General features: G+C 79.0%; 5 protein-coding genes. 3 read left to right on the top strand and 2 right to left on the bottom strand.

The annotated features are described in order from the left end of the window. On the bottom strand, positions 1-681 hold a 681-nt coding region (locus GTR00_RS10410), incomplete at its 3' end, for a TetR/AcrR family transcriptional regulator (protein ID WP_166611556.1). An 86-nt stretch (positions 682-767) separates the two neighbouring features. Between GTR00_RS10410 and GTR00_RS10405 the strand changes: the two genes are divergently transcribed. The 3 genes from GTR00_RS10405 to GTR00_RS10395 are packed head-to-tail and all read left to right on the top strand — an operon-like array spanning position 768 to position 5,598. Next, on the top strand, positions 768-2,081 hold the full coding sequence (locus GTR00_RS10405) for an acetyl-CoA C-acetyltransferase (protein WP_166611555.1): 1,314 nt from the start codon (positions 768-770) through the stop codon (positions 2,079-2,081). Then, positions 2,078-3,481: a 3-oxoacyl-ACP reductase gene (locus GTR00_RS10400; RefSeq protein WP_205705497.1), complete on the top strand. Its 1,404-nt coding sequence runs from the start codon at positions 2,078-2,080 to the stop codon at positions 3,479-3,481. The genes GTR00_RS10405 and GTR00_RS10400 overlap by 4 nt, the downstream gene beginning before the upstream one ends. Continuing rightward, positions 3,478-5,598, top strand: coding sequence for a diguanylate cyclase domain-containing protein (locus tag GTR00_RS10395; RefSeq protein ID WP_166611554.1), 2,121 nt, complete (start codon positions 3,478-3,480; stop codon positions 5,596-5,598). Before GTR00_RS10400 ends, GTR00_RS10395 begins: the two co-directional genes overlap by 4 nt. 14 nt (positions 5,599-5,612) lie before the next feature. On the opposite strand, the gene GTR00_RS10390 is transcribed toward GTR00_RS10395, so the two are convergent. Beyond that, positions 5,613-7,373: GAF domain-containing SpoIIE family protein phosphatase (locus GTR00_RS10390; protein ID WP_166611553.1), on the bottom strand; the 1,761-nt coding region annotated here is incomplete at its 5' end.

Genomic DNA, 7,373 nt, shown 5'->3' with positions numbered 1-7,373 from the left:
GTCCAGGACGGCGTCCAGGCCGCCCCAGGCCAGGTCGGTGAGGGCGGCGGCCATCTGCGCCGCGCCCAGGCGCTCCGTGGTGGAGATCCACCGGTCGGCCGCGGCGCGGATCAGCGCGACCAGCCCGTGGGCGAGCGCGTCGGCGGAGGTGTCGGCCGCACCCGCGGCGCGCAGGTGCGCGGTGAGGGTGCGGGCGGTCTCGTCGGCCAGCGCGCTGGTCAGGCGCTGCACGGGGTCGCGCTCGGGGTCGCGCGCGCCGGTGCCCGGGAAGCGCCGGGAGACGACGAACCGGTACACCTCCGGGTCGTCCTCGACCAGGCGCAGGTAGGTGGAGACGATCCCGGCGAGGGCCTCGCGGGGGCTGCCGGCGCGCTCCACGGCGCTGCGCAGCTCGCGCACGATCAGCCGGTTCACCCGCTGGGCGACCGCGAGGTAGAGGTCCTCCTTGTCGGAGAAGTGCCGGTACAGCACCGTCTTGCTCGTGCCGGCGGCCGCGGCCAGCTCGTCCATGCCCAGGCCGGCGCCGTGGGTGGTGATGGCGCGCAGCGCGGCGGTGACGAGCTCCTCGCGGCGCTTGCGGCGGTGCTCGGCCCAGCGGGTGCGGCGGCCGTCCGGGCGCGCCGCCGCCGCGGCGGGCGCCGCGGGGGGCTCGGCCGGGGCGTCGGCGGTGACGGGTTCCACGTCTCGACGGTACCCCGCACGACGGGTACCCGGTACCCCAAGTACCTGTTAAGTTCGCGGGGAGTCAGGCTCGACGAGGAGGACCCGTGACCGCAGCCCCGCCCCCTTCCCGCGCCGCGCGCGCCGTGCGCCCGGTCGCCGTCGTCGCGGGCAACCGCACGCCCTTCGCCAAGGCCGGCGGCCGCTACGCGCAGGCCTCCGCGAAGGACCTGCTCGTCGCCGCCGTCGACGGCCTCGTCGCCCGCACCGGCCTGGCCGGCGAGCGCCTCGGCGAGGTGGTCGCCGGCGCCGTCCTCAAGCACAGCCGGGACCTGAACCTCACCCGCGAGGCGGTGCTGTCCACCGCGCTGGACCCCGCCACCCCCGCCTACGACGTCTCCCGGGCCTGCGCCACCGGCCTGGAGACGGCCGTCCTGCTCGCCGGGAAGATCGCCCTGGGCCAGGTCGAGGCCGGCATCGCCGGCGGCGCCGACAGCGCCAGCGACGCACCGGTCGCCGTCGACGAGGGCCTGCGCCGGGTGCTGCTGGCGCTGAACCGCGCCCGCACCCCCGGCGCCCGCCTCAAGGCCCTCGCCGGGCTGCGCCCGGGCCAGGTGGTGCCGGAGTTCCCGCGCAACGCCGAGGCCCGCACCGGCCTGTCGATGGGCGAGCACGCCGCCCGCACCGCCGCGCACTGGGGGGTGAGCCGGCAGGCGCAGGACGAGCTGGCGCTGGCCAGCCACCGCAACCTCGCCGCCGCCTACGAGCGCGGGTTCTTCGACGACCTGCTCACCCCCTACCTGGGCCTGCGCCGCGACGCCCTGCTGCGCCCGGACACCACCGCGGAGAAGCTCGCCGCGCTGGAACCGGTGTTCGGCCGCGACCTGGAGGTGCCGGCCACGATGACCGCGGGGAACTCCACCCCCCTCACCGACGGCGCCGCCGCGGTGCTGCTGTCCACCGACGAGTGGGCCGCCGAGCGCGGCCTGGACGTCCTGGCGCACCTCGTGGACGCCCAGACCGCCGCCGTCGACCACGTGCACCGCGGCGAGGGCCTGCTCACCGCGCCCGTGCACGCCGTCCCGGTCCTGCTGCGGCGCAACGGCCTGACGCTGGACGACCTGGACCTGGTGGAGGTGCACGAGGCGTTCGCCTCCACGGTGCTCGCCACGCTCGCCGCCTGGGAGGACGAGGAGTTCTGCCGCGAGCGGCTCGGCCTGGACGGGCCGCTGGGCACGGTGGACCGCGCCAGGCTCAACGTCGCCGGGTCCTCCCTGGCCACCGGCCACCCCTTCGCCGCCACCGGCGCGCGCATCCTGGCCACCACGGCCAAGCTGCTCGCCGAGCGCGGCGGCGGGCGCGCGCTGATCTCGATCTGCGCCGCCGGCGGGCAGGGCATCGTCGCCCTGGTGGAGGCGTGAGCGTGGAGCTGCCCCGCGACCCCTACGGCGACCTGGTGCGCAGCGGCCCCGGCGCCGCCGCCGCCCGGAGGCTGGGCCTGCCGGTGCCCGCGCGGCTGCGCCGCTACGCACCCGGCCAGGAGCTGCTGACCGGTCCCGCCCTCGTGCTGCGGGTGGGCGCCGCGCCCCTGGCCGCGGACGTCGCCGCGTGGCTGGCCGCCGCCGGCGCCCGCGTGCTCGACGACCTCGACGCCGCCGGCGGCGAACGCCTCGGCGCCGTCGTCGTCGACGCCAGCGCCGCCCGCCGCGTGCCGGACCTGGCGCGCCTGCGCGAGCTGCTGGCGCCGGCGTTCCGGTGCACCGCGCACGGCGGGCGCGTGCTCGTGCTCGGCGCCGTGCCCGCCGAGGCGGGGGTCCCCGGCGCCGGTCCCGACGGGGAGCCCGGCGAGGGGTTCGGCGAGGGGTTCGGCGACGTGGAGGGCCGCTCCGTGCAGCAGGCCCTCGACGGCCTCGTGCGCACCCTGGGCAAGGAGGCGCGCGGCGGCACCACCGTGAACCTGCTGCGGGTGGCGGCCGGCGCCGGCGCGGCGCTGCGCTCCCCGCTGGAGTTCCTGCTCTCCGCGCGCGCGGCGTTCGTCTCCGGCCAGCCGCTGCTCGTCGGCCCGGCCCCCGCCCCGCCGCCCGCGCGCGGGCGGCGCGTCGTCGTCGTCACCGGCGCCGCGCGCGGCATCGGCGCGGCCATCGCCGAGGTCGCCGCCCGCGACGGCGCCCACGTCGTGTGCGCCGACGTCGCCGCCGCCGGCGAGCAGCTCGCCCGCGTGGCCAACCGGGTGCGCGGCTCCGCCCTGCCGCTGGACGTCACCGCCGAGGGTGCCCCGCGCGCGCTGGCCGAGCACCTGCGCCGCCGCTTCGGCGGCGCCGACGCCGTCGTGCACAACGCCGGCGTCACCCGCGACCGCTCGTTCGTGAACCTCGACGAGAGCGCCTGGGACACCGTCCTGGGCGTCAACCTCGCTGCGCCGCTGCGGTTGACCGCCGAGCTGCTGCGCACCGACGGCGCCCTGGCGCCCGGCGCCCGGTTCGTGTGCCTGTCGTCCATCAACGGCCTCGCCGGCGCCAAGGGGCAGGCCAACTACGCCGCCAGCAAGGCCGGGCTCGTCGGCCTCGTGCAGGCGCTGGCCGAGCCGCTGGCCCGTCGCGGCATGGCCGCCAACGCCGTCGCGCCGGGTTTCATCGAGACGCCCATGACGGCCGCGATGCCGCCGCTGCCGCGCGAGGTCGGCCGGCGCGCCAGCAGCCTGCAGCAGGGCGGGCTGCCCGTGGACGTCGCCGAGGTCGTGGCCTGGCTGGCCTCCCCGGGCGCCGCCGGCGTCGACGGGCAGGTGCTGCGCGTCGACGGCCAGCACCTGACGGGGGCGTGAGCGCCGTGCCGCACCCGGACCGCGCGCAGGACCCCCGGCGGGGACCGCGCCCCCTCGCCGCGAACTACGCGCGCTCGCTGCTGCTGCCGCGCCCGCGCGGCGCGGTCGACCTGCCCCGCCGCCGGCACGAGCAGCGCGGCGTGCGCACCGACCCCGCGCGCCTGGCGGCGTGGGCGCGGGTGTGCGGGTTCCCGCTGCGCTCGCGGCTGCCGCTGCCGTACCCGCACCTGCTGGGCTTCCCCGCCCAGGTGGAGCTGCTGGTCTCCGAGCCGTTCCCGTTCCGGCTGCTGGGCCTGGTGCACGTCGCGCAGGAGTTCGCCCAGCGCCGCCCGCTGGCCGTGGACGAGGAGCTCGACGTCTCGGTGCGGGCGGTGGCGATGCGCCCGCACCGGCGCGGCGCCCTCGTCGAGCTGGTCACCGAGGTGCGCGGCGCCGGCGACGACCCCGCCGGCGACCCCGCCTGGCGCGGGGTCAGCCGCTACCTGGCCCCGGGCGCCCGCCTGCCCGGCGCGGTGCCCCCGGCCGACGCGGACCCCGCCGCTCCCGGCGCCGGCGCCACCGCCACCCGCTGGCGGGTCGGCGCGGGCACCGGCCGCCGCTACGCGGAGGTGAGCGGGGACGTGAACCCCCTGCACCTGGCCGCCCCGGCGGCGCGGCTGCTGGGGTTCCGGCGCGCCCTGGCGCACGGGGTGTGGACCGCCTCGCGCAGCCTGGCCGTGCTCGACGGGCGGCTGCCGGGAGCGGTGCGCGCCGACGTGCGCTTCAAGGCGCCGCTGCTGCTGCCGGCGGGGGCGCCGCGCGCGGTGGACCGGCGCACCCGCGCCGCGCGCGCGGAGTGGGCGGCGGCGCTGGTGGTGTCGGCGGCGGTGGCCGCGGCGGTGTTCTGGCGCACGGACTCCGGGCCCTGGCCGTTCCTGGTGGTGGTGCCGGTGCTGTGGGGGGCGGCGCGGCTGGGCCTGGGCCGGGCGCTGTCGTGCCTGCTGGTGGTGGCGCTGCTGGCCACGGCCGGCACGACCGGCGGCACCGGCCCGTACGCCGGTTTCGACGCCGACGCCCGCACGGCGGTGCTGGAGGCGCTGCTGTTCACGTGCGGCGCGGTGACGATGGTGATGTCGCTGGTGGTGCGGGCCCGCGAGCGCGCCGTGGTGGAGGCCGGCCGGCGCGAGGAGCTGTTCCGCCGCACGTTCGACGACGCGCTGCTGGGGGTGGCGCTGCTGCGCCTGCGCGCCGACGGCACCGCCGTGGTGGCGCGCGTCAACGACCGGCTGCGCTCGATGCTCGGGCACGACGTGGAGGTCGGCTCGGACTGGTCGCAGCAGGTGCACGGGGAGCACCGCGCGGCGTTCGTGGAGGCCGTGCACGAGATGGTGGAGCGGGTGCGCGACGGGCGCGACGCCCACTGGCACGCGGAGGTCCAGCACGGCGAGGGCGAGGTGTGGCTGGAGCTGGCGGCCTCGGCGTGGCCGACGTGGCGCGAGGACGGGCGCGCCGGCGAGGTGGCCGCGGTGGTGCAGGTCGTCGACGTCACGCAGCGGCGCCTGGTGCAGCGCAAGCTGCGGGAGGCGGCGCTGCACGACGCGCTGACGGGGCTGCCCAACCGCACGCTGCTGGAGGACCGGCTGCGGCACGCGCTGGGGGCGGCGAGCCGCTCGGGCCGGCGGGTGGCGCTGCTGTACTGCGACCTGGACGACTTCAAGCCGGTCAACGACACCGGCGGGCACGCCGCCGGCGACCACGTGCTCATCGGGGTGGCGCAGCGCCTGGGCGCGGCGGTGCGCCCGGGCGACACGGTGGCGCGCCTCGGCGGCGACGAGTTCGCCGTGGTGTGCCCGGACCTGCCGGACGCCTCGGCGGCCGAGGCGGTGGCCGAGCGCATCGTGGCGGCGATGGCCGAGCCGTTCCGGGTGGCCGGGTGGGAGTTCCCCGTGGGCATCAGCGTGGGGCTGTCCATCGCGGCGCGCGGCGCGGACGCGCACCGGGTGCTGCAGGAGGCGGACGCGGCGATGTACGAGGCGAAGGCGGGCAAGGGCGAGCGGGGCCGCGCGCCCGGTGGCGGGGTGCGCGCGGCGGGCGCGCGCGTGGTGGACCTGCGCGCGGTGGAGCGCCGGGGCCGCTGAGTGCCCCCGCGCCCTCAGCGGCGCGGGGGCTGCGGGTCGAAGGCCACGGCCAGCAGCGCGCAGTCGTCCTCCGGGCTGGGCCCGACGAGCTCGGCGAGCAGCGCGTCGAGCAGCTCCTCCAGGGGCAGCCCGTGCAGCCGGCCCAGGGACTCGCGCACGCGCTCCAGGCCGCCGGCGAGGCTGCGGCCGCGGTGCTCGATGAGCCCGTCGGTGTACAGCAGCAGCACCGAGCGGTCCTCGACCTCCACGGCGTGGTCGTGGCGGACGGCGTCGTCGAGCAGGCCCACGAGCAGGTCGGGCGCGGTGCTGAGCAGCTCGGTGCGCCCGTCGGGGTGCAGCAGCACGGGCGGGGGGTGCCCGGCGTTGGTCCAGCGCAGCCCCCGCACGCCGCGGGCGGCCTGCTCGGCGCTCTGCTCGACGCGCCCGAGCACGAGGGTGGCCAGGGCGTCCACGCCCAGGCCCAGCACCGCGCGGTCCAGGCGGCCGACGACGTCGGTGGGCGGCTCGGCGCGGTCCCACGCGAAGGCGCGCAGCAGCCCGCGCACCTGCCCCATGTTCCCCGCGGCGGCCACGTCGTGGCCGGCGACGTCGCCGATGACGACGCTGGTGGCGCCGTCGGGCAGCACGACGGCGTCGTACCAGTCGCCGCCGACCTGCTCGCGGCGCCCGGCGGGCACGTACCGGCCCACCAGGCGCAGGGTGTCCACCTGCGGCAGCGTGGGCAGCAGGGAGCGCTGCAGGACCTCCGCGCGCGAGCGCTGCCGCTCCTCCAGCTGCGCGCGGTGCAGGGCCTGGGCGGTGAAGCGGGCCAGCGCGCTCCACACCTCCTGCTCGCCCTGCAGCACGGCGCGCTCCTCCTGCCACAGCAGCACCAGCGCGCCGAGGGCCTCGTCGCCGACGAGCAGGGGCAGGAACGCGCTGGCGCCCAGCGCGGGCGGGCCGGTGTGCTCGGCGGCCAGCGGGAACGCGGCGCACAGCTCGGCCCGGTCGGCGAACAGGAACGGGCGGTGCTCGCGCACCGCGGTGGGGGCGGGCAGCTCGTCGGCCAGGCGGGCGGTGCGCCAGGCGCGGTCCGCGCCGGGGGGCAGGACGGCGGGGTCGGCCACCTGCAGCCGGTCGTGCTCCTCGCGCACGACGAGCACGGCGGTGGCGCCGCCGAGCTGGGCGCGGGTGACGGCGGCGACGGCGGCCTGCACCTCGGGCACGGTGCGGGCGCCGACGAGGCTGCCGGCCAGGGCGAGCAGGAGCCGTTGGCGCTCCTGCACCAGGCGCAGGCTCAGCTCGGCGGAGCAGGCGGCGGCGAGGTCCTCCAGCACGGCGACCTGCGCGGGCGTCCACGGCCGCGGCCGGCTGTCGATGGCGCACAGCACGCCCACGACGGGGGCGGCGGGGTCGTCCGGGCCGACGGCGCCGTCGGGGTCGGCCACGCGCAGGGGGGCGCCGGCGTAGGCGACGACGTCGAGGTCGGGGATCGCCAGGGAACCGGCGGTGAGGGGGTCCTCGCGGGCGTCGTCGACGACGAAGGTGCGCCCGGAGGTGACCACGTGCTGGCACAGCGAGTGCGTCAGGGGCGTGGCGCGCTCGCTCTGCCAGGGCTCGGGCAGGCCCACGCAGCCGGGGAGGACCTGCCCGGTGGCGCTGACCATGGACACCAGCCCCACGGGGGTGCCCAGGGCGACGGTGGCCAGCCGGGCGAAGCGGTCCAGGTCGGCGTCGGGCCGGGCCGGCAGCAGGGTGGCGGTGCTCAGCTCGTGCAGCGCCTCGTGCTCCCCCAC

Source organism: Kineococcus indalonis (assembly GCF_009906395.1).
Taxonomy (GTDB): Bacteria; Actinomycetota; Actinomycetes; order Actinomycetales; family Kineococcaceae; genus Kineococcus; species Kineococcus indalonis.
Note: the sequence above shows the minus strand (reverse complement) of the source record. Positions and strands in the feature narration are given on the sequence as shown.